We start from the raw sequence: 22,143 nt of genomic DNA, 5'->3' as shown, positions 1-22,143 counted from the left end.
TCTATCGTCGGTAGCGACCGCGAAGACCGCCCGAAGGGGAAGTCGAATGGTGACAGCAGCGTTGACAGCAGCACAGACCACGCAGGTGGATTCACGTCCTGCGGCCGAGGCCTACGTCGGTGGTGTGTGCTTCAAACAGGGGCCACCCCGTTTGGTCGGAGCTGAGCTCGAGTGGCTGACCAGCCAGGTTCCCGGTGGGGAGCGGCCGTCAGCAGCGACTCTGGCAAAGGCACTCGGGCGACACGCACCCACCAGTATCGACCCGGATTCACCAGCGGTTCCGCTTCCTCGTGGCAGCCTCGTCACCGTAGAACCTGGCGGACAGATCGAACTCTCGTCAGCGCCGCGGACGTCCGCCCGAGAACTGTGTGACTGTCTCGACGAAGACCGTCGTACTCTCGAAACACTCCTCGCGTCGTACTCCATCGAAATCAGTTCTGCCGCGGCCGACGTCGCCCGCCCACCTTCCCGGATTCTCCGGTTGCCACGTTATTGCGCAATGGAATCCCGCTTCGCCGGGATAGGACCGTACGGCACCTTGATGATGTGCAATACAGCAGCAGTGCAGGTCAGTGTCGATGCCGGCGGCAGCCCGGAGTCCATCGCCCAGCGTTGGCGGCTCCTCGGGACATGGGGCCGGCGCTCATCGCTGCGTTTGCGTGTTCTCCACGCTTGCAAGGGGTTCCGAGAGGGGATTGGGCGTCCCAACGCATGCGGACGTGGCTCGAACTCGATTCCTGGCGAACGGTCGCAGTCCCGGAAGTGCAGGACTACGCCGGCTGGGCGCTCGATGTTCCGCTGATGTGTGTGCGAAACGAGGGCGACGATTGGACGGCTCCGCGGGGTGCCACTTTCGGGGACTGGATAGACGGCGCTTTGGATGCCGAGATCGGACGCCGACCCGTCTGGGCGGACTTGGACTATCACCTGTCCACGCTGTTCCCGCCGGTTCGCGCTGTCGGCCATCTGGAGGTTCGCTACATCGATGCGCAGCCGGGAGATCTGTGGCGAGTACCGGTAGCAGCGATCGACGCGTTGCTGTCCGGGCCTGCCGTGATGCGTGAGGCGAGTGATGCCGCAGCGTCGACGGCCGGGAGATGGCGGGATGCGGCAGAGTACGGTTTGGACGACGTCGAACTGCGTTCGGCGGCAACCTCTCTGATGTCGCTTGCCGCGTCGTACGCGCCGGAGCCGCAGTTTGTCCGTCTTCTCGATGCCGCAGCCGAACGGTGTTGTCGCGCAATTGTGCCCGGTGAGAGCGACACATGACGGGGGAGATCACCAAGGAAGCGGTCGAGGCCGTACTTCTGCGAGCGCGTGAACGGTCGACGCTGCTGACCGACTGCGTCGACGATACCGAATTGGTCGCTCAGCATTCTCCGTTGATGAGTCCACTCGTGTGGGACCTGGCGCATATCGGCAATCAAGAGGAACTCTGGCTGGTGCGAGATGTCGGTGGCCGCGATCCGGTGCGTAGCGACATAGACGAGCTGTACGACGCGTTCAAGCATTCGAGATCGTCGAGACCCACACTTCCCCTGCTCAACCCGGCCGAGGCGCGCGAATACGTACGTACGGTTCGCGGGAAGGTCTGGGATGTGCTCGAAGCCAGCACCTTCGGACGCACAGAACTCGACATGGACGGTTTTGCCTTCGGGATGATCGCGCAGCACGAGCAGCAACACGCCGAAACCATGCTCGCAACACACCAATTGCGTTCGGGACCCACGGCACTCGTTGCCACACCCGCTCCGCAAGCGGCCCGCATGCCGGAACTCGACGAGGTCACGATCCCCGCCGGCCCCTTCGTCATGGGGACCGACGACGAACCGTGGGCACTCGACAACGAGCGCACTGCGCATCAGGTCTATCTCACCGACTTCGCGATCGACAGATTCCCGGTCACCAACGGGCAGTTCGTCGAATTCATCGAGGACGGCGGCTATTCCCGACCGGAACTGTGGTCCCGTGACGGTTGGCGGCATCGCGTCGACGCGAAGCTCCGTGCACCACTGTTCTGGGAACGCGACAGTTCGGGTTGGTGGCACGAGACTTTCGGCGTCGAGGCTCCGGTCCCACCGGACAAGCCCGTCGTGCATGTGAGCTTCTACGAAGCCGAGGCCTACGCGTGCTGGGCAGGCAAACGGCTTCCCGCCGAGGCGGAATGGGAAAAGGCCGCGCGGTGGGATCCGGAATCCGGAAGATCGCGACGATTCCCGTGGGGGGACGTGTCCGCAGACGAGAAACTTGCCAATCTCGGTCAGCGCCATCTCGGTCCCGCCGGCGTCGGCTCGTACCCGGCGGGTGCATCGGCAGCAGGTGTCGAGCAGTTGATCGGTGACGTGTGGGAGTGGACGTCTTCGGGTTTCCATCCGTATCCGGGTTTCCGGGCCTTCCCCTACCGGGAGTACTCGGAGGTGTTCTTCGGCGGCGACTACAAAGTGTTGCGAGGGGGATCGTTCGGGACCGACAGCGTTGCCTGCCGGGGGACGTTCCGCAACTGGGACCACCCGATCAGGCGCCAGATCTTCTCGGGTTTTCGCTGCGCCAGAACGATTTCGGGTAGATCCTGACATGTGTCGGCACCTCGGGTATCTCGGGCCGCCGCGTTCGGTTCGTGAACTCCTCCACGACGGCGAGAACTCACTGATGCGACAGTCGTGGGCACCTCGCGAGATGCGTGGCGGCGGGACCATCAATGCCGACGGATTCGGCGCGGTGTGGTGGAACGGTGGAAGGCAGGGACGGTACCGCAGTATCTCGCCGATCTGGTCGGACCCGACAGTCGACGAGACGTTGTCCCACATCATTTCCGGATCCGTTCTCGCCGCCGTACGTTCCGCGACGGAGGGGATGGCCGTCGAGATCGGTGCCTGCGCACCGTTCGTCGACGGAACCTACGCTTTCAGCCACAACGGAGCGGTATCCGGTTGGCCTGGCTCACTCGCCGACTTGGCAGCAGAAGTTCCGGCCGTCGAATTGCTGAAGATGCCCGCGCCGACGGATGCTGCCTTGTTGTGGACAGTGCTTCGGCATCGGTTGAAGTCGAAGCCCGCGGAAGCCGCCGTGACGAGCCTGGTTCACGATGTGGCTGCGGCGGCACCGGATTCACGATTGAACCTCCTGTTCGGCGACGGGCAGGAACTGTGGGCCACGGCGTGGGGCCACACGTTGTACACGCGGGTCGACGAGTCGCGGGCACTGATCGTTTCCGAACCGTCCGATCGTTCACCGGACTGGGAGCAGGTGCCGGACCGGCACATCGTCTGCGCGCGTCCCGGCCATTTGATCATCACCCCGATACCGATGGGAGAACAATGAAAACCCCTACGCTCGAGGTTTATCTGACACCGGCCGAATCGGTCGACGCATTGCGAGCCGAGGCCAGGGAGGGCTTGACCGCTACGCCGAAGTGGCTCTCGCCCAAATGGTTCTACGACGCGCGTGGAAGTGAACTGTTCGAGGAGATCACGGCCTTACCCGAGTATTACCCCACCCGTACCGAACGCGGCCTGCTCGCTCGGTACGCCGACGAGATCGCGGCGTTGACCGAACCCGAGATCCTGATCGAACTGGGTTCAGGTTCCTCTGAGAAGACGCGGTTGCTCCTCGACGCGATGACGGCTCGCGGAACTCTGCGAACGTATGTACCGCAGGATGTTTCGGTGACGGCCCTCGAAGGTGCGGCGCAGCAAGTCGGTGCCGAGTTTCCCGGAATCGACGTGCTCGGAGTGGTCAGCGACTTCACCGGTTCGCTGCATCATCTGCCAGGTGGTGGACGGCGCGCGGTCGCTTTTCTCGGGGGACTCTCGGTAATCTCGTTCCCGCAGAACGAGCCGAGTTCCTCTCGGGGATCGCAGCGGTGCTCGATCCCGGTGAGAACCTGATCCTGGGCGTGGGATTGGTGATCGATCCCGCAGTCCTCGTGCCCGCCTACGACGACGCTGCCGGTGTGACTGCTCAGTTCAATCTCAATGTTCTCTCGGTCCTGAACAAGCAACTGGGAGCGAACTTTCCCTTGGAGGACTTCCGTCACGTCGCGCTCTGGGATGCCGATAACGAGTGGATCGAGATGCGCCTGGAAGCACTTCGTGAAGTCTCGGTGCATATCGACGACCTGGATCTGGAGATCGCCTTCGCAGCGGGCGAGCAGCTGCGCACCGAGATCTCGGCGAAGTTCACCGAGGAGGGGATTGCCGCGGAACTCGCGTCCGCGGGCTTCGGGGTGCGGAAGGTGTGGACGGATCAGGATCAGCGCTTTGCGCTGTTGTGCGCGCAGCGGGCGTGAAGTGGGCGCTTGTCAGAGGATGCTGTCTCCCCCTAGAAGTGTCTCAAAAGTTCTGTAGGCGGCAATATTTGAGAAGTGTCGAGAGTAGAGATCTGCGGTGCCGGTATGGACAGCTTCCGACACCGGCGCAAGATCCACGAGATGCGCGAGTTTTACATAGGACTGGTCATCGCTCGCGCCGAGCGGATACTCCTGCTCGCCGGCCTTGCGCTCGAATTTTGACTGCGCCTCAGCGGGGTCGCCAGCCCAGATGAGATAACAGTCCTCTCGGTAGAAGCACCCGACCCCGTCATTCTTCCCCAACTCGAATATCGCTATGCCGAAGTACGGTTGATCTCGTGTCGGATGCTGAGTCATGCGATTGAACGTAGTGACATCGGAGCGCAAAAGGTATCGGTGAATACCCCGGGATTTCGCAAAAACTTGTCGGTGGGCGCCCGTAGAATCGCTCATATGTTCGAATCAAAGACTTCCGCGGACGCGCTGTTGCGGCAGCATGCGGAAATCGCGCGCGCCCACTTCCTCGAGATCGACGCGGTCACTGCGCTGTACTTGGACCGTTGTGAGGAGGATGCCGCGGTTGGAGTCAATGAGGCTTTTCGGGGTCAATTCGCGCACGTGGAGATCGCGTCGATACTGAGCATTACGGAGTACGCCGCGCAGAAAATGATTGCACTGGGATGTGACCTGCGCTGGCGACTTCCGCGGGTGGCGGCCGCTTTTGCTTGCGGTGACATCGATCTGGCCAAAGCGATGGCACTGTCCGAAGCTCTCGCCAACGTCTCCGAGCACGCGCTCGATGACATCGAGCGACTCCTCGTGGACGGTGCCTGCCGTGTAACCGGTAACAAGTTGAAGGCGCGCGCACGAGGTCTCATTGCTCGGCACGACCCTGATGGGGTGCGTGCCAGGCGAGTTCGTGCGGAGGCGGATCGGGACGTTCGGACGTGCGCGTCGCACGACGGTATGTCGACTCTGGACGGAATGCTTCCAGCGGTCGGCGCTCAGACTTTGGCCACCAGGCTCCGTGCGATGTCGATGCAGGTCTGTGGTTCCGATCCGAGAACTTTCGGGCAACGGCGTGCCGATGCACTGATCGCATTGGCGGAAGGAAAGACGTCGTTGGATTGTCAGTGCGACGGCGATTGCACCCGTAGGGATGATACGAAGACCTCCGCGCTCCCGATTGCGACAATTCTTGTGGGTGTCAACGCTTCCACCCTGCTCGGATTCGACGACCTGCCAGGCTATTTGCAGGGGTACGGCCACATCGATGCCGACCTTGCGCGCGCGATCGCCGCGGACGCCACGTGGCAGAGAGTCCTCACCCTTGCACCGTCCGAGGTGCAACATTGTTCGACTGCAGGGTCAGCCGGACCGGTGCTCGGCGTGGGTCGGTCGATGCGCTCACCGGAGATATTGCCCGCTGCGGCAAGGGATAATCGCTCGAGAAGGAACAGTGGTTCGCGGCGCGGTGAATCCACGTACCAGCCGTCCGCGGCGTTGGTGACGATTGTAAGGACGCGAGACGGTACGTGCCGCTTTCCGAATTGTGTTGTGCGTTCTGATAGTTGCGATATCGATCACACGGTGCCGTTCGATCACGGCAACCCCGCTCAGGGAGGGCCTACTGCAGAACGGAACTTGGCCTGTCTGTGTCGAAAACATCACCGACTGAAGACGTTTGGCAGGTGGACAGTGAAGCAAATCGGAGGTGGTCTTCTGGAGTGGAAAGATCCGTCAGGACGACGAACGGTTACCGCGCCCGTAGGCCCATTCTGTGACCCCGAACTGAGAGTGCCCGACGCGGCGAGACTGCATTTGACGGACGACGATGCGCTGGAACGACGTTTCGGACTTCGGGACAGGGGAGTGGAAGCGGATCTCGAATACCTCCTGGACTGGAGTGTGCCCGGCTGGCGGAAGGCACGATCTGCATCAAGACGTAACGCATCCCCACTGGCGAACGCTTTGCCGGAGTTTGCCGACTTCTGAAGGGGTTTCGTTTCTCCTGTGGCCTGCGGGTATAGCGAGAGGGCCCGAAAAATGGTGTTTGTCTGTTTATAGTGAGGCGCAGAACGGTTTCCGACCCGAGGAGAACGCGTGCGTCATCCGAAGCTCGCCGCATTGACCGTGGCCCTGACTGCAGTACTGGTGATGCCGGTAACGCAGAGCGTGGCTCAACCATTCCCCTTCGACCCCGGCAGTTTCGGCAACGGAAGCACCGGATCGTTGGGGAGCGACGACCCGGACATACCCATCGAGGACACCCTCCCGCAGTTGTCGGTCACCACACTGGTCGACGGACTCGACCACCCCTGGGACGTGGTGGCGGCCCCGGACGGTGCAATCCTGACCGGACAACGATCCGGCGGATTCTTCGTTCGCCGAGGCGACAACACGACAGGTCCAGTCGCTGCTGACCTTTCGGATCTCTACGCGCAGTCCGAAACCGGGCTCATGGGCATCGCGCTTGCTCGCGACTTCGCTCAGTCGCGCACCCTGTACACCTGCCAAGGATTCAGCGCTGGGGGAGTCACGGACGTTCGAGTGATCGCGTGGACCGTCGACGCCGGATGGACCGCACTCACGCGAACCGGAACTGTATTGCCAGGAATCCCGGTCTCGTCCGGGCGTCACGGGGGTTGCCGAATTCTTGCGGCGCAGGACGGAACGCTGTTCGTCGGGACGGGTGACACCGCGACGCCGAGCGTCCCCCAGGATCCGAATTCGCTGGGCGGCAAGGTCTTGCACATCAACGCCGACGGAACTCCGGCGGCGGGGAATCCGAATGCTTCCAGCCCGGTCTACACGCTCGGGCACCGCAACGTCCAAGGCTTGGCCGTGCAACCCGGAACCGGCCGGGTGTACTCGGTTGAACAGGGCACAAGCGTCGACGACGAAGTCAACCTGCTTACCCCCGGCGGAAATTACGGCTACCGCCCGGATCGGCTTCCCGGAACGTACGACGAATCCGTGCCGATGACCGACCCGGTGCGAGTGCCGGGAGCAATTGCGGCGGTGTGGCGTTCGGGTAGCTCGACGTTGGCTACCGCCAGCGCTGCCTTCACCGGTGGAGCTGCATGGGGTGCCTGGGACGGTGCGCTCGTAATGGGTGGCCTCAAGAGCAAGGAACTGATCTTCCTCCGCCTGAATGCCGACGGACGCTCGGTCGACGCGCAGACCTTCGGGTTGGAGAACCAGTTCGGTCGCTTGCGGTCGGTGACCCCGACGCCCGACGGCTCGCTCCTGGTGACCACCGACAACGGCGCCGGCGACAAGGTGCTGCGGGTGACGCCCACGCCCTGATCTTCAGTACCAGGCGATGACCCGGCACGGACCACCCGAACCACCCGCATGCGTCGGCGCTCCCACCATCACCGTGGCGCCGACGGCCGGAAGTGCGGACAGATTTGCGAGGGCTTCGACTGCGTACTTTCCTGAGCCCAAAGCGCTTCGGTGAGCCCCGTGGGTGGTGCTTCGGCCCGCGTCGATGCTGAGGGTGTCCGAGCCCACGGCGACGATGTTGCGCTCGCGGACGAGAAAGTCGATCGCCTCGGGGTTGAATCCCGGTGTGTGTTGCACGCCGAGTGCATCTCGATTCGTGAAGGCGCCACCGGCACCGGCCCGGGTATCCCAACCCGAGTTCATCGCAACCAGGCTGCGGGGAGCGATGGTCCCGTGGAGGGACTCCCAATCGAGGATGTCCTGGCGGGTGAGCAGTGTGTCGGGGTCGACGGAGGCTCGGGCACTGATGTCGACGACCGCAATCGGCACGACGAGGTCGGCGACGGGAATCTTCTCGACGGTGATTCCGTCCGCACTGGCGTGTGCGGGAGCGTCGATGTGAGTACCAGTGTGTTCTTCGAGGCGGAGTTCGTTGAGGTAGAAGTTTCCACCTGACCCGGCGGAGCCGAGCGAGCCCAGAGATCCGGCGGCGTCGGCGATCTTCGCCAGGTTTCTCATCTCGAACGAGCGCGCGCCCGGCCACACCGGGAACTCCGGCGTCAGTACGTGGGTCAGATCGACGATGGTCTGACCTGTTGGTGCTGCCGACGCAGTGGGCTGTACAGCGCCGGCCATGACGGTCGCGCCGAGGGCACCGGTGCCCAGCGCCGCGAACATCGATCGACGGCTGATCTTCCTGCCCTCGCGTCCGATTGATTCGTAGACCTCCGACAAGACCTTCGGTGAGCACATCAGAAACTCCAGATCACTGGGATCAACACCGTTGCAACTATCAGGAACCACAACAACATCGGGAGTCCGAGCTTCCAGTAGTCGCCGAACTTGTAACCACCAGGGCCCATCACCATCATGTTCGCGGGAGTGGCTACAGGCGTCAGGAAGGAGGCCGCGGCAGCGACGGTGACCGTCATCAGAAGGGGCAGCACCGAGATGTCGAGTTCGATGGCGACCGAGATCGCGATCGGCGTGATGATCAACGCGGTTGCAGTGTTGCTGATCAGCTGGCCCAGAGTCGCCGTCACGACGAAGAGTCCAGCGACGACGACATACGGGCTTGCCCCACCGACGACGTCGACAAACGCATGAGCGAGCTTTTCGGCCGCGCCGGTCTGCTGGATTGCGGTCGACAGCGGGATCATTCCGCCGACGAGAATCAACGTGGTCCACGAGATGGACCGATGCGCCTGCTCGACGCTGATGACTCGTAGCAGCACCATCGCACATGCCGCGAGGAGTCCGGCTATCGCGGACGGCACCAATCCGAACGTCAGCATCACTACCATCGCCGCGACGACGACGAGAGCGATGACCGCGCGGGTTCCCAACGGGGCTGCCTGCTTACGGATCTGGGCAGGTGCGTCGACCACGAGGACGTTCGGATCGACGGCGGTGTGGGTGTCGAGATCGTCCCAGCTTCCTTGCAGGAGAAGCGTGTCACCGGCCGCCAACTTGACGCCCTTGGGGCCGCAGTCCTCACCGGCGCGCTGGACTGCGAGTATCACCAGGTCTCCACTGTCGGTCACCATGCCCGGAAAAGCCCTGTCGCCGATCATTTCCGAGCGCGGCGGGATGATCACTTCGACCACGCCGTCGTGCTTGGTGATCAAGGGCTCTGCGGACGGCGCATCCTTTCCCATGAGCTGATACTGCTTCGCGAGGGTCTTGGCATGCCGGCTCAGGTCAGGCGACATCGACGTCCCCGCACGATGGGGGAGGACGTGAGGACCGAGAAGTACGGCGATCGCAATCGTTCCCAATACGAGCGGCGCACCGACCAAGGTGAAACTGAAGAACCCGAAAGCACCGGCCCCGGATTCCTCGGCGGCTTCGGAAACGATGATGTTGACCGGTGTTCCGGTCAAGGTGAGCATCGATCCGGCATGGGCGGCAAATGCCAACGGCAGAAGCAGTTGTGACGTCGATTTACCGAGACGTACCGCCAAGACGACCACCATCGGTACCAACGCGGCTACGGCCCCGTTGACGCTGATCAATGCGGTCAACGCGGCAACCAGCAACATGATCGCACTCACGAGACGGACTCGGGATTCGCCGACTTTCGCCAGCAGTTTCTCGCCCGCCCACGTGGTGACACCGGTGGCGTCGAGGGCTTCGCTGACGACAAAAAGCGCGGCGATGAACACCACCGTGGGATCGCCGAATCCGGCGAGCGCCTGCTCCATCGTGATCACACCGGTGGCGTACAGCGCCAGGGCAGTGCCGATCGCGATGATGCCGACCGGGATTCGGCCGATCACGAACAGCGCCACGACCAGTGCAAGCACGACGAAAGTGATGGTGATGTCATTCACGATTCGTAAAGGTACCTGCTCATACAGAACGGCCCCGTCTCGCAAGTGAGACGGGGCCGTGGGACGGACGCGAGGGGAATTAGTTGGAGGCGGCGATGCGGGCCTTCTCGAGAGCGGCCAGCGTGCGAAGAACCGTGGCCTTCTGCTTGTTCAGATCGCTCAGTCGTGCGCGAGCCGGCAACCCTTGTGCGAGTTCGGCGACCTTGATCTGCTCGTCGATCGAACCGAGCTGATCGAGAAGCCCTAGGACGCGCGTCTGGAGCGTGTCGATGTCCACGGTGTCGGTCTTGACCGGAGCGGCAACGCGCGTCGCTGTGCCCGTGCTGGCGGGGCGGGAAGCGCGTGCGGGTGACGTGTCGGCGACAACCGTTGCGGCGCGGGGCCGAATTGCCTTGCGAACAGCGGCCGCATCAGGAAGGACGTCCATACGGATCTCGTTCAGGACTCGGCGTGCCTCGCGTGCGTTGACGCGGTACTCGCGCTCTTCGTCGTCGTCGGACTGCAGCGTGCCGCCGAGCGGGCGCAGACCGTACATGCCGAGGAAGCGCTTGGCGTCGTCGATGATGCCTTCGTTTTCACGGCATTTTCCGCAGCGGGGTTCGTTGCGGAACATGTCCACGGAGTTGTCGTCTCCGCACCAGACACAAGATCCTGGGCGCCACCGCCGGATCGTCGGAACTGATGAATTCAGGGAATGAGATTCGGGCCGGGATTCCAGGGTTTGCGCGTCGATCACGACGAGCCACACTAGGCGAAGATTGCGGCGCGGTGAACACCGCCCCAACATCGACCTGGGTTTCTCGACGGGAGCGTGATCAAGATCATGTCAATCGCCGCATTCGACGGTATTCGTGTGTCCCACAGGTGGTTTCATGATGACCGGGTGGTCTGTTTCTGAGACCTTCACGAAGACGACGACGGGCGCGTACCGGTGACCGTGAAGTCACAGGTACGCGCCCGTAGTGCGGCGCGAGACTAGGCGCTGCCGTTGAACAGCGAAGTCACAGAACCGTTCTCGAAAACTTCCTTGATGGTGCGAGCGAGCAGCGGTGCGATGGACAGCACCGTCAGCGTCGGGAACTTCTTCGACTCGTCGATCGGAAGTGTGTTGGTGACAACAACTTCCTTCGCGCCACACGTCGACAGACGCTCGGCCGCAGGGTCGGAGAGGACGCCGTGGGTTGCAGCGATGACGACGTCACCTGCACCGGCCTCCTTGAGCACCTTGACCGCGCCGGCGATGGTTCCGCCGGTGTCGATCATGTCGTCGATCAGGATGCAGGTGCGACCTTCGACCTCACCGACGACGCGGTTGGACTTGACCTGGTTGGGTACCAACGGGTCGCGCGTCTTGTGAATGAATGCCAGCGGTGCTCCGCCGAGCGAGTCGGCCCACTTCTCGGCGACACGAACGCGCCCCGAATCGGGGGACACCACCGTGATGTTCTCGAGGTTGTAGCCCGCGCGAATGTGGTTGGCCAACTGGCTGTGTGCGTGCATGTGATCGACGGGGCCGTCGAAAAAGCCCTGGATCTGATCGGTATGCAGGTCGACCGTGATGATGCGATCGGCGCCGGCGGTCTTGAGCAGGTCGGCAATCAGGCGAGCGGAGATCGGCTCGCGTCCGCGATGCTTCTTGTCCTGGCGGGCGTACGGGTAGAACGGAAGAACGGCGGTGATGCGCTTTGCCGATCCACGCTTGAGAGCGTCGATCATGATGAGCTGCTCCATCACCCACGTGTTCAGCGGTGCCGGATGACTCTGCAGGACGAACGCATCGGAGCCGCGAACCGACTCTTCGAATCGAACGAAGATCTCACCGTTCGCGAAGTCGCGCGCGGTCTGCGGGGTGACGCGGATATCGAGTTCCTTCGCCACCTGCTCCGCCAACTCGGGATGTGCGCGACCCGAGAACAACATCAGGTTCTTCTGGTTGTCGATCCAATTCGCAGTCACTGGTTCATGCCATCCTTTTGTACTTGCCGGTCGATCTGGTGGTGATCTGTGCTGTCTGTTGTGCAGGGCTGTCAGGTTGTTGCAGGGCTGTCAGGTCGTTGCAGGGCCGTCAGGTTGTGCAGCTGCTGCAGCGGCATCGGCCGCGGGTGTGCCGGGACGATTCTTCTGGACCCAGCCCTCGATGTTGCGCTGCACCCCACCCGAGACGGCGAGCGCCCCAGGCGGTACGTCGTTCTTCAAGACCGTGCCCGCACCCGTGTATGCGCCGTCTCCCACGACGAGAGGGGCGACGAACATGGTGTCGGAGCCTGTTCGGACATGCGACCCCACCACAGTACGGCTCTTGTTCACCCCGTCGTAATTGACGAAGACGCTCGAAGCTCCGATATTGCTGTGATGGCCGATGGTGGCGTCGCCGACGTAGGTAAGATGCGGAATCTTCGAATGCTCGCCGATATCCGCGTTCTTGGTCTCCACGTAGGCGCCGATCTTGCCGTGTGCCCCGAGGCGGGTACCAGGCCGGAGATAGGCGAAGGGCCCACAGCCGCGTCCGCGCCGACAACGGAGTCGGTCCCGTGCGAGCGGACGACTACTGCGCGCTCACCGACTCTCACGTTGTCCAAGGTGGTATCCGGGCCGATCACGGCGTCTTCGCCCACCGAGGTTGTGCCGGTCAACTGAACTCCGGGCAGGAGCGTCACGTCCTGTGCGACGTGCACGTCGCAATCTATCCATGTGCTCGCAGGATCGACGACGGTGACGCCGGCACGCATCCACTTCTCGAGGATCCGACGGTTCATCTCGCGGGCGAGCGTCGAGAGCTGCACGCGATCGTTGGCGCCCGCGACGAGAACCGAATCCGCGATGTGCTGAGCACGAACACGCTTGCCCGCGCGACGGGCGATCATGATCACATCGGTGAGATAGAACTCGTGTTGTGCGTTGTTGGAGTCGAGGGACGCCAGCGCGTCGCGCAGAGTTTCGAAGTCGAAGGCGTAGACCCCTGAATTGACCTCGGTGATCGAGCGCTGCGAATCGGTGGCTTCCTTCTCCTCGACTATGGCGTTCACCTCGCCGTCCGTCGTACGAAGGATTCGCCCGTAGCCGGTGGGGTCGACGGCCGTCGACGTCAACACCGTCACCGCGGCCGCGGGAGCAGCCGTGTGCTGGGCGAGGAGGTCTGCGATGGTCTTTCCGTCGAGCAGAGGCACGTCGGCGGCTGTGACGAGTACGGTCCCGGAGAAGTCGGCCGGCAACCCCTCGAGCCCACAACTGACAGCGTGCCCGGTGCCCTTCTGCTCGTCCTGAACAGCGACGGTGACGGAACGGTCCAGTTCCCCGGCGACTGCGTTCACGGCTTCGGTGACACGCTCACGATCGTGACCGACGACGGTCACCAGGTGCGTGGGATTCAGTGAGGTTGCCGCGTGAAGCGAATGTGCCAGCATGCTGCGTCCGGCGAGAGTGTGGAGGACCTTGGGAGTCTTCGACTTCATTCGTGTACCGGCACCCGCTGCGAGAACGATCACGGCGGTCTGCACTGGTTTGAGCTCCCTCTGTCGATCAAACTGTCGATCAAGACATACATTCCGCTCGGGAAAGCATGTTGTTCACCAGCTCCGCCGCCAGGACTCGAACCTGAACTATCTGAACCAAAATCAGAGGTGCTGCCATTACACCACGGCGGATTGCCACGCATTGCCGAGCCTTGCGGCCGAACGCGCGAAAGAATAATCGCATGCCGACCCGCCGTAGGTCGAACCGCTCCTCCGATCGGGCCCCTGAAGTCCCGATAGGCTGAGCGTCCACAGCAGTAATTTGTGTGTCGGCGAGAGGAAGACAATGGCGACGGTGTCCGGTTCGGGTGGCGGGGATCCAGTTCCCGAACGAGTGACACGGATCCGGATGACCTGTACCCAACGTCGGCAACAGCTGATCGAGATCGGGCGGGCATTGTTCGCCGAACGGGGATACGAAGCGACCTCGATCGAGGAGATCGCCCAGCGCGCGAACGTGTCCAAGCCTGTCGTGTACGAGCACTTCGGCGGCAAGGAGGGGCTGTACGCCGTCGTAGTGGACCGGGAGATGTCGCGACTCCTCGAGATGATCACGTCTTCGCTCTCACAAAATCGCTCGAGAGTTCGAGTCGAGCGGGTTGCGTTGGCTTTGCTCACCTACGTGGAAGAGCACACCGACGGATTTCGGATACTCGTGCGCGATTCGTCCGTTGTCGCGCCCAGTGGGACATATTCGAGCCTCCTCAACGACGCGATCAGTCAGGTGGGCTACCTGTTGGCGGGGGACTTCTCCAGACGCGGTTTCGACCCCGGACTAGCAACGATGTACGCACAGGCGCTTGTCGGCATGGTGTCCACTACGGCTACTTGGTGGCTCGACGAACGGACTCCGTCGAAGGAAGTTGTCGCCGCTCACCTCGTGAATTTGTGTTGGAATGGGCTGACGAATCTGGAAGCCGATCCACAATTGGAGGGTTAACCAGGCGCGCCTGCCGCGCAGAGATGGATCGCGGTCTAAGCTGTGTTCGCTGTATCACGATCGTTTGATGGGCAAATGTCTCATTTGTTTGCAGGGTGGGTTGAATGCCGAACCGTGCCATCCATTTTGACGCTGTGAACGGGTAAGACCAAGAATTCGTTCGATGTGTGGTGATTGGAGGCCGGATCGATGGTGAGGCAAGAGCGGGCAGAAGCCACCCGTGATTCGGTGCTGCGCGGAGCAGCGGGTGTGTTCTTGCGCCTGGGCTATGCCAATGCCAGCTTGAGCGAGATCATCGCCGAGTCGCAGGTGACCAAAGGCGCCCTGTACTTCCATTTCGGGTCCAAGGAAGAACTCGCGCGGGCGGTGATAGACGAGGGTTCGGCACGTTTCGACGCAAAATGTGAGCTCTGGTTGGACCGTCGAACTCCCGCACTCGAGTCACTGATCGGTATTTCGTCGGTCATCGTCGACATCGGTGCGCATGACGCCATGGTTAGAGCGACGTTCCGCTTGTTGGTCGAGATCGGGGACTATCGGGGCTCCGGGCCGGCGACTCTGGACGTGTGGCTCGACATTTACCGTGAACTTGCCAGCCGTGCCGCCGACGAAGGTGATCTGCGTTCGGACGCGGATTCTGCTGACATTGCTCGTTTCCTGTTGGAAGTTGCGTCGGGAGTTCGGCTGATGGCAGCCGCGACCGGGACCGTTCGTGAGCTTTCGGACTCCATGAAGGCATCGTGGAATCTGATACTTCCGATCGTGGTCCCGGAATCGAAAGTGGAGTACTTCAGGCAATTCGCGGCCCGTCGCCTTGCCAGTGATCACTGAAATCACTGGCTCTCCGCACTGCTCCTTTCGTCAATTTGTTGCAAATGTCCTGGTAGGGACATTGTTCTCTTTGTTCTGCATTCGAAACAAACTGAGAGTATGTTTATAGTGTTGATGGGAATCTGGAAGTCCGATCTTGCCGTCAATCTTCGGATTGCGGTATGTTCTATCGGTAGCTGAAGAATTGCTGAGAATGAAGGTTTGTCAGGGCAGGGTGACGGCGTCGGCGCACCGGGCAGCATAGGGGCTGCCCGGCGTGTACGACCCCAGATGGGGAGTCGACAGATGGGTGACACTGCGCCGACGCCGATGCTCGACATCGGCCCGCGGATCGGCTGTGACGTAGTGAACGTCGTGGATGTCACTCGAAGTATCGAACTCTTCGGGCGGAGATATCTCGATCGGACCTTCACCCCGCACGAATTGCAGACGTGCGCCGGGCCGGCGCGGGATCAACGATTGGCTGCACGTTTCGCCGCCAAAGAGGCTGTGGTGAAGGTACTGCGGCCTGGTGACGTTCCCGTTCCGTGGAGTTCCATCGAAATCACTCGGGCCGAGTGGGGTGGCTGTGGGGTGACACTGTCCGGTAATGCCGCGGAACTCGCGCGGGCCCAGGATCTGCACGATTTTCAAGTATCTATCTCGCACGAAGCGGACGTGGCCATCGCAATGGTGATCGCAACACGCTCGGGCGCTCGCATCGAAAAGAAGGACGACATCGCTGATGATTGATCAGGCAATTCGGAAAGTGCTCGTCGAGCACGGTCGGCTGGCAGTCGACGTGAGCACGATCGACGGAGAGGCCGATCTTTACGAGTTGGGTTTGACGTCGCACGCGAGCGTGAATGTCATGTTGGCGCTGGAGGATTCGTTCGACATCGAGTTCCCTGACGAGTTGTTGCGGAAGAGTACTTTCGCAAGCGTCAAGGCGATCGAGGGTGCGTTGACGGAGTTGGGTGCTGCATGAACGCTCCGCAATCGCAGTGCTCCACCGGAACGGCCCTCGAGCGGGCCGCACGGTTGGCCGACGAAGTTGCAGCGGTGTGGGCCGACGAAGTCGATGCAGAAGCAAGGTTTCCGCGTGAAGCTGTCGACGCCATGCGAAGCGAACGGCTGCTGTCCGTAGCTGTGCCGAGGGAACTAGGCGGCGAAGGGCTCTCGCTGCAGGAAGTGTCGCAGATCGCCCGTGTGATCGGAACACGCTGTGCAGCAAGCGGAATGATTTTCGCGATGCATCAGACGCAGATATACTCGTTGGTCAAGCACGGCAACACCGAAGCACTACGCGAGTTTGTCGAAGAAACGGTCGACAAGCAATTGCTGTTGGCATCGGCAACCACTGAGCTGGGAATCGGTGGTGACGTCAGCCGGAGTTACTGCGCGGTGGAAGACTTGGGCGGTCACCTGCTGTTGATCAAGAACGCGCCTGTCATTTCGTACGGTGAACACTCCGACGCGATAGTCGTGACGGCTCGGCGAACACCGGAGAGTCAGCCGAACGATCAGGTTCTCGTGGTGTGTCGTACCCCAGACCTGACGCTCGAACGCACCACCGAGTGGAACACGCTGGGGCTGAGGGGTACTTGCAGTCTCGGTTACATCCTTCGGGCCACCTCGACGCCGGAGATGGTCGCCGGCGTACCGTATTCCGATATCTCCACCCACACGATGCTTCCGGTCTCGCACGTCGTCTGGAGTTCGGTGTGGTTGGGAATTGCCGACGCTGCAGTCGAGAAGGCGCGCAAGTACGTGCGTGCCGCCGCCCGCAAGCAGCCCGGTGTCACTTCCCCCGGAGCGCTGCGGCTCGCCGAAGTTGCCGCTTCGGCGCAACAATTCGCCGATCTCGTCGGCGCCTCTGCGCGCAGGTACGACCGCGCAGTCCACGCGGAGGAAAGCGTTGCCGATTTCGAGGCGACGGGAGCGGTGGGATTTTCGCTCGCGATGAACAACCTGAAAGTCACAGCGTCGACAGCGGTGGTGGAAATCGTGGGGCAGACAATGTTGATCTGTGGAATCTCGGGATATCGCGAGGACACCGAATTTTCGCTCGGTCGGCACCTTCGTGACGCGCACGGCGCAGCGGTGATGGTGAACAACGATCGAATCATGGCAGGTTCAGCGCACATGGCTATCGGATACCGGGGAACGCTATGACGAACGAGACTGTGACGATCGAGACTGTGACAGGCGAGACCGATCTGGATCGGGCCCGGGCTGCATTTCAACGTGAACTGCTCGTCGAAGGACTTCTCGTCGAGACGGAGGTGCCGGGACTCTACGGGCGTTCCGGCGTGTTCGAGGACATCGTCGACGGTATCGACCGAGTGGTGATTGCAGCGGGGCCAGGCGACGCCGCGACTCGGCTGCGGTTCCCGCCGGTGTTCCCGCGGCGCAGTTTCGAGCGCACCGACTACATCGCTTCGTTTCCCAACCTCACCGGCGCCATCAACACCTTCGCCGGTTCCAATCGCGATCACGCGCGACTGCTGGCCGATCGCGCCGAGGGACAATCGTGGGACCGCCACCTCGAGCCGACCGAGACCATGCTCGTGTCCGCAGCGTGCCATCCTGCCTATGCGCGGTACACCGGAGTTCTGCCCGAAGGCGGCGTGCTGCTGGACATCTACGGTTTTTGCTTCCGGCACGAACCGGCCATAGATCCGGCTCGCATGCAAGCGTTTCGGATGCACGAGTTCGTGACGATCGGTGACGCCGCGGCAGCGCGAGCGCATCGCGAGCACTGGATCGAGCGGGGGCTCGAGGTGCTCGGCCGGCTCGAACTCGACGCTACCCCGGTGATCGCCAATGATCCTTTCTTCGGGCGCGCCGGAAAGATGCTTGCAGCCAACCAGCGTGAAGAGAATCTCAAGACGGAACTGACAGTTCGGCTCTACGGAGATCTCGACGAGGGCACGGCGATCGTGTCCTCGAACAACCATCTCGACCATTTCGGTGTCAACTTCGACATCCGAACGGCGGAGGGGGAGGTGGCACACAGCTCGTGCGTCGGCTTCGGGATGGAGCGAATCGCGTTGTCCTTGTTGCGGACTCATGGTCTTGACGTGGCTGCATGGCCAACCTCCGTTCGTGAACGAATGGGCATCTGATGTCACGGCTCATCGACATTTCACCTGATCGCTACCGGCCCCATTCGTTGCACCAGGACGACCGCGTGTGGGCGCAGACCAACTGCTACACGGATCTGTGGATCGAAGTGTTGCATTCGCTGGGGTTGGACCCCGTCCCGGCATTGGCATGTGCCTTCTCATCGCGGTTCGACGGGACTCAGTGGACGTTCCTCAAGCTCAAGGCCGAGGACATCTACGCGCTGTACGGAATCGAAGTCGCCGAGATGAACGTCTGGCGGGCACCGCTGATCCATGTCGAGGACAACCTCGCGGTTGGGATGCTGTCGACGGTTGAAGTGGACGGATACTGGCTTCCCGACACTCTTGGAACGAGCTATCACGAGGGGCACACCAAGACCACGATCGTGCCCAATCGGATCGATCGCGTTGCCGGCGAGCTCGAGTACTTTCACAACAGCGGGTACTACTTGCTGCGAGGCGACGATTTCTCCGGCGTCTTCGATCTCGATCGTTCCTCACTTCCTTCGTTCGTGCCCTATGTCGAACAGATCAGGTTGAATCCGGTTCACGCGACCAACGCCGGAAACATCGCCGAAGTGGCTCGGCGGAATGTAGCGGTTCGAGCGGTGGGTAATCCCGTGCGAGAGCTGGGACGCAAGGTGATCGAAGACCTCGAATGGGTGCAGGGGGCGGGTATGGATGCCTTTCACCTCTGGTCCTTCGGGCTACTTCGTCAGTGCGGGGCCAGCGCGGAGCTGGCTGCCGACGCCAGCGAGTTCTTGGACACTGCAGGTTTCTCCGGGACAGGCGAAGCTGCGCCAGATTTCCGCAAAGTGGCATCCGGTGCCAAGAGCGTGCAGTTTCAGATGGCGCGTGCCTCCAGGGGTCGCGCGGTGGACCCGCGTGAGCAACTCGACGAGATGGCCGTGTCGTGGAAGAGGGCGATGGAAATCGTTGCCGACACAGTCGGCGTCGACTCGCATCGACACCTGAGGTTGGTCTGACAGTGCCTCGTTCGTCAGCAGACCTGCTGGCCGGCGCGATATGGCGATGCGCTGCAACCGAACCCGGATCCATATCTGACCCGGATGCCCTCGAAGCCGTGACCGAGTGGGTCGCAGCGTCCGTGCCTGGAACAGTCGTCGGTGCGTTACGTGCGGCGCAAACGGACGCCGGACGCACAAAGTCCGTTTCGTCGTCGTCTGTTTCAGAATCATCCGTTTCATCGTCGGACTGGTGGTTCGTGACTACCGTGGCCACGACTGGTGAGGGGTCGTGGCTGCTCCAGTTCGACGGTATGACGGCGTTTGCGGATGTCTGGATCGGCGGTGTCCGTGTCGCGTCCACTGAATCCATGTTCGCACCTGGGGAAGTGAGCATTCCGGCCGGAGTCGGCGCTGGTAAACGTGTCCAGGTGGCTGTTCATTTTCATTCTCTCTCCGCGATTTTGAGATCGAGGCGTCCTCGAGGACGTTGGCGATCGTCGATGGTCCGTGAACAGGGTCTTCGGTGGATACGAACCACGATGCTCGGTATGGCTCCCGTGTTCAGTGGTGTACCGGTACCGGTGGGTCCGTGGCGGGGTATCCGCTTGTTGGACAAGGGGATTGCCGCCGTAGTCTCTGCTGTCAAGCATGCGAGTGTTGACGGCACAACCGGTCGTGTTGCCGTCAGTGCTCGGCTCACCGGATTGCCGGCCTCGCTGGAGTACGTGACCGTGCGCGTCGGCGATCACTCGCGGCAATTGGCTGTATCCGCCGGACCGGATGGATTTCTCGAGGTGTCCGGCGTCGTCGAAGTGCCGGACGCGCAGTTGTGGTGGCCGCACACTCATGGCACCCCGCGCACTTATCGGGTGACGATGGAAGCGGTCGGAGTCTCCGAGCATCTCGGTTCAGTTGGCTTCCGGACGGTGGAGTTCGACAGATCCGATGGTGGATTCCGTTTGTATGTCAACGGCATCCGGGTGTACTGCCGTGGTTCGGTGTGGGTGCCGACCGACCCGATCTCGCTTCAAGGCGACGCCGGCACCACTCGCGTCTTGGAACGCCTGGCAGAGGCCGGCCTGAACATGATTCGAATCCCGGGGACGATGGTCTACGAGAGCGACCACTTCTGGGAGGAATGCGCGCGACTGGGCATTCTCGTGTGGCAGGACATGATGTTGGCGACGCTCGATCCGCCCGACACCGACGAATTCTTCGAACTCGTTGCCTCCGAGGTCACCGAGTTCTTGCACAGAGTGCGCGGAAATCCCGCTTTGGCAGTCTTCTGCGGCGGCAGCGAGACCGAACAGCAGCCGACCATGCTGGGCTTGGTCGATCAACACATCCCGCTCATTCATTCGAGACTGCCGGAGTTGATCTCGACGGTGGCACCCGAACTCGAGTACGTGACTTCGTCCCCCTCGGCGCCTCGCGGGGGCGAGCAATTGGCAACGCATGTCGGAAGCGGGGTCGCTCACTACTTCGGGGTGGGTGCCTATCGTCGTCCACTGGCCGACGTGCTCAGCGCGCGAGTACGTTTTGCGACCGAATCATTGGCATTTTCGATTCCACCGTCGAATGCGGTGATCGAGAACGAATTCGGTTCACTCGCCGTCGCGGGGCACCACCCGGCATGGAAAGCCGCGGTGCCTCGGGACAACGGATCGTCGTGGGATTTCGAGGATGTTCGGGACCACTACGTCCACGCGCTTTTCGGCGAAGACGCTCGTGAAGTCCGGTGGTCCGACCCGGAACGCTATCTCGACCTGGGGCGAGCAGCTGTATGTGAGGCGTTCGCATCGACGCTCGGATACTGGCGTCGCCCGGACTCTCGGTGCGACGGCGCCTTGACACTCGCACTGCGAGACCTGGAGCCCGGACCGGGATGGGGGGTCCTCGATTGGAGCGGCAGCCCCAAAGCTCCGTGGTTCGTGCTCCGTAGGAGCGCCAAACCGATTGCGCTCCTCGTCACGGACGACGGTATGGACGGATTGAGGCTCGACGCGATCAACGAGACCGCCGAACCTGTCGTCGGCGAGATCAGGTTTCGAGCGCACAGTCGGTCAGGTGTCGTCCCGGTCGACGTCGCGCTACCGGTCAAGGTGGAAGCGCATTCAAGTCTGACCTGGTCCGTGGACAGCCTTGTCGGCCGTTTCACCGACCTCACTCACGTCTTTCGGTTCGGGGCGCGGACATACGACGCCGTCACCGTCACACTCGAAGACGAAGACGGCGAGATGGTGGACGAAGTGGTCCACCTCCTGGGGGGTCCGGCGCGGCCTCGCGAGCGATCGGTCGGACTTGTTGCCACAGCGCGCAACGTCGGTGACTCGGAGTGGGTAGTCGACGTCTCGACGGATGCTTCAGCCCAATACGTTGCCCTCGAACTGCAGTGCTTCGAGCCCGAAGACTCCTGGTTCCACCTCGCGCCGAACGGTCGCAGGACTGTACGCCTACGGAGAACCGGTCAGGCGACGAAAGTGATCGGTCGCGTTCGGGCGCTCAACTCGCACGTGAGTGTGGCCGTGGCGCCGCCGATCACTCCGGTCACACAATCCTCGCCGTCCAAGCGGACGTCGAAGAAGACGAGTGCTACGGGAAACTGAACGGATCGGACTGCGCTGCGAGATCGCACACCGATAGAATCGAACCGGCGCACAACTCTGCCTCGGTGGGGATATTGCGCTCGGGCTGTGCGTCCGCAACCCGTCATCACT

General features: G+C 62.1%; 17 protein-coding genes, 1 tRNA gene and 3 pseudogenes. 14 read left to right on the top strand and 7 right to left on the bottom strand.

Features of this window, described 5'->3' with window-relative positions; all coding sequences use genetic code 11:
- Positions 1-46: 46 nt before the first annotated feature.
- The 4 genes and pseudogenes from egtA to egtD all read left to right on the top strand — a co-directional run bounded on the left by egtA (position 47) and on the right by egtD (position 4,288).
- Positions 47-1,269, top strand: a pseudogene (egtA, locus tag EHW12_RS21450) (ergothioneine biosynthesis glutamate--cysteine ligase EgtA).
- Positions 1,266-2,573: an ergothioneine biosynthesis protein EgtB gene (egtB, locus tag EHW12_RS21445; protein ID WP_125051712.1), complete on the top strand. Its 1,308-nt coding sequence runs from the start codon at positions 1,266-1,268 to the stop codon at positions 2,571-2,573. The pseudogene egtA and the gene egtB overlap by 4 nt, the downstream one beginning before the upstream one ends.
- 1 nt (position 2,574) lies before the next feature.
- The gene (gene egtC / locus EHW12_RS21440; protein ID WP_030536290.1) at positions 2,575-3,321 is read left to right on the top strand and encodes an ergothioneine biosynthesis protein EgtC; all 747 of its coding nucleotides are present in this window, start codon (positions 2,575-2,577) and stop codon (positions 3,319-3,321) included.
- Positions 3,318-4,288 (top strand): annotated as a pseudogene (egtD, locus tag EHW12_RS21435) (L-histidine N(alpha)-methyltransferase). Before egtC ends, egtD begins: the two are co-directional and overlap by 4 nt.
- 12 nt (positions 4,289-4,300) lie before the next feature.
- Here the strand turns inward: egtD and EHW12_RS21430 are convergent.
- Positions 4,301-4,645 carry a hypothetical protein gene (locus EHW12_RS21430; protein ID WP_047270343.1) on the bottom strand — a complete coding sequence of 115 codons (345 nt, stop codon included), beginning with the start codon at positions 4,643-4,645 and terminating at the stop codon, positions 4,301-4,303.
- Between the two features lie 96 nt (positions 4,646-4,741).
- Here EHW12_RS21430 and EHW12_RS21425 point away from each other — a divergent pair, with 96 nt between their 5' ends.
- Together EHW12_RS21425 and EHW12_RS21420 are read left to right on the top strand one after the other, a co-directional pair.
- A complete protein-coding gene (locus EHW12_RS21425) occupies positions 4,742-6,283 on the top strand; it encodes an HNH endonuclease signature motif containing protein (RefSeq protein ID WP_065455362.1) in 1,542 nt (513 codons plus the stop codon).
- Between the two features lie 108 nt (positions 6,284-6,391).
- Positions 6,392-7,597 (top strand): PQQ-dependent sugar dehydrogenase, encoded by a 1,206-nt coding sequence (locus EHW12_RS21420; protein ID WP_054188780.1) that lies wholly within the window; start codon positions 6,392-6,394, stop codon positions 7,595-7,597.
- A 3-nt stretch (positions 7,598-7,600) separates the two neighbouring features.
- Here EHW12_RS21420 and EHW12_RS21415 read toward each other — a convergent pair whose 3' ends face one another.
- The 6 genes and pseudogenes from EHW12_RS21415 to EHW12_RS21390 form a co-directional block, all read right to left on the bottom strand.
- Complete coding sequence (locus EHW12_RS21415; protein ID WP_030536286.1) at positions 7,601-8,488, bottom strand: cyclase family protein; 888 nt, start codon at positions 8,486-8,488, stop codon at positions 7,601-7,603.
- On the bottom strand, positions 8,488-10,068 hold the full coding sequence (locus tag EHW12_RS21410; RefSeq protein ID WP_007728891.1) for an SLC13 family permease: 1,581 nt from the start codon (positions 10,066-10,068) through the stop codon (positions 8,488-8,490). The genes EHW12_RS21415 and EHW12_RS21410 overlap by 1 nt, the downstream gene beginning before the upstream one ends.
- A 79-nt stretch (positions 10,069-10,147) precedes the next feature.
- Entirely contained in the window at positions 10,148-10,681 is a 534-nt protein-coding gene (locus EHW12_RS21405) for a hypothetical protein (protein WP_058226039.1), read from the bottom strand.
- 362 nt (positions 10,682-11,043) lie between these two features.
- A complete protein-coding gene (locus tag EHW12_RS21400; protein WP_003946284.1) occupies positions 11,044-12,024 on the bottom strand; it encodes a ribose-phosphate diphosphokinase in 981 nt (326 codons plus the stop codon).
- A 90-nt stretch (positions 12,025-12,114) separates the two neighbouring features.
- A pseudogene (gene glmU / locus EHW12_RS21395) lies at positions 12,115-13,565 on the bottom strand (bifunctional UDP-N-acetylglucosamine diphosphorylase/glucosamine-1-phosphate N-acetyltransferase GlmU).
- Between the two features lie 76 nt (positions 13,566-13,641).
- A tRNA-Gln gene (locus EHW12_RS21390) sits at positions 13,642-13,712 on the bottom strand.
- Positions 13,713-13,866: 154 nt separating this feature from the next.
- Between EHW12_RS21390 and EHW12_RS21385 the strand changes: the two genes are divergently transcribed.
- The 8 genes from EHW12_RS21385 to EHW12_RS21350 all read left to right on the top strand — a co-directional run bounded on the left by EHW12_RS21385 (position 13,867) and on the right by EHW12_RS21350 (position 22,032).
- On the top strand, positions 13,867-14,520 hold the full coding sequence (locus EHW12_RS21385; protein ID WP_125051710.1) for a TetR/AcrR family transcriptional regulator: 654 nt from the start codon (positions 13,867-13,869) through the stop codon (positions 14,518-14,520).
- Between the two features lie 189 nt (positions 14,521-14,709).
- Positions 14,710-15,351 carry a ScbR family autoregulator-binding transcription factor gene (locus EHW12_RS21380; protein ID WP_003946317.1) on the top strand — a complete coding sequence of 214 codons (642 nt, stop codon included), beginning with the start codon at positions 14,710-14,712 and terminating at the stop codon, positions 15,349-15,351.
- Between the two features lie 285 nt (positions 15,352-15,636).
- A complete protein-coding gene (locus tag EHW12_RS21375) occupies positions 15,637-16,083 on the top strand; it encodes a holo-ACP synthase (protein ID WP_003946314.1) in 447 nt (148 codons plus the stop codon).
- The gene (locus EHW12_RS21370; RefSeq protein ID WP_003946296.1) at positions 16,076-16,318 is read left to right on the top strand and encodes an acyl carrier protein; all 243 of its coding nucleotides are present in this window, start codon (positions 16,076-16,078) and stop codon (positions 16,316-16,318) included. Before EHW12_RS21375 ends, EHW12_RS21370 begins: the two co-directional genes overlap by 8 nt.
- Positions 16,315-17,505: an acyl-CoA dehydrogenase family protein gene (locus EHW12_RS21365; RefSeq protein ID WP_125051708.1), complete on the top strand. Its 1,191-nt coding sequence runs from the start codon at positions 16,315-16,317 to the stop codon at positions 17,503-17,505. The genes EHW12_RS21370 and EHW12_RS21365 overlap by 4 nt, the downstream gene beginning before the upstream one ends.
- Positions 17,502-18,458: an amino acid--[acyl-carrier-protein] ligase gene (locus EHW12_RS21360; RefSeq protein WP_125051706.1), complete on the top strand. Its 957-nt coding sequence runs from the start codon at positions 17,502-17,504 to the stop codon at positions 18,456-18,458. The genes EHW12_RS21365 and EHW12_RS21360 overlap by 4 nt, the downstream gene beginning before the upstream one ends.
- The gene (locus EHW12_RS21355) at positions 18,458-19,444 is read left to right on the top strand and encodes a DUF1839 family protein (protein ID WP_081558197.1); all 987 of its coding nucleotides are present in this window, start codon (positions 18,458-18,460) and stop codon (positions 19,442-19,444) included. Before EHW12_RS21360 ends, EHW12_RS21355 begins: the two co-directional genes overlap by 1 nt.
- Positions 19,445-19,446: 2 nt before the next feature.
- Positions 19,447-22,032 carry a glycosyl hydrolase gene (locus tag EHW12_RS21350; RefSeq protein ID WP_125051704.1) on the top strand — a complete coding sequence of 862 codons (2,586 nt, stop codon included), beginning with the start codon at positions 19,447-19,449 and terminating at the stop codon, positions 22,030-22,032.
- Positions 22,033-22,143 lie beyond the last annotated feature (111 nt).

It is taken from the genome of Rhodococcus sp. NJ-530 (assembly GCF_003860625.1).
GTDB lineage: Bacteria > Actinomycetota > Actinomycetes > Mycobacteriales > Mycobacteriaceae > Rhodococcus_F > Rhodococcus_F qingshengii.
The sequence above is the reverse complement of the archived record's forward strand: the minus strand, read 5'-3'. Positions and strand labels throughout refer to the sequence as shown.